This is a genomic window from Prevotella sp. OH937_COT-195 (genome assembly GCF_003932845.1).
Lineage (GTDB): Bacteria > Bacteroidota > Bacteroidia > Bacteroidales > Bacteroidaceae > Prevotella.
Genome location: NZ_RQZH01000114.1, coordinates 1 through 633, shown reverse-complemented (window position 1 = coordinate 633; position 633 = coordinate 1). Strand labels below are relative to the sequence as shown.

The window sequence follows — 633 nt, the reverse complement described above, 5'->3', positions numbered from 1 at the left end:
TTATAAGTGAAATAAAAGGAAAGACATCAGGTTCAACATACTTAATAGATATGCACGGATGGGAAGATAAGACAATAGGAGATTCACATATATCAAGAGCATTCCAAAATCAATTTGGATTTGTAAATGGATGTTATGATGGAGTATATCAAGGAGGATTCTTAATATCATGGGCAAATTCAATAGGAGTAAGAGCAGCGTTAATAGAATTACCACAATCATGTTATAGTCATTCAGATGCTGTTAATGGAAGATATCTACAAAAAGCTATAAATGCAGTAACAAATCTAATAGGGGGTTCTGGCGGTAGTTCATTAGGAGGAAGTACAGGAGGAAGTTCATCTTCAGATAAAACATATATATCAAATGGAGAAGTAATAAACGTACAATCATTCCTAAATGTAAGAAAAGGTCCAGGAACCAATTATGAGTCAATAGGACAACTACATCAAGGAGATAAGGTAAGTATAGTAGCTAAAAATAGAGAATGGTATAAAATATCTTCACCTATAGCTGGATATGTACATGAAGACTTCATAAAAATAAAAGAGGCTTCCAATAGTTCTGAAGATAAAAAATCACCAAGTATGCAAGGCTTTGTAGAAGTCTTAACAAAACTATATAATATAGTAG

Annotated in this window: 1 protein-coding gene; it reads left to right on the top strand. The window is 32.4% G+C overall.

Annotation, left to right across the window (positions count from 1 at the left end; translation table 11 throughout):
- A partial coding sequence (locus EII32_RS11480; RefSeq protein ID WP_148096842.1) for an SH3 domain-containing protein occupies nt 1-633 on the top strand: 633 nt, incomplete at both ends.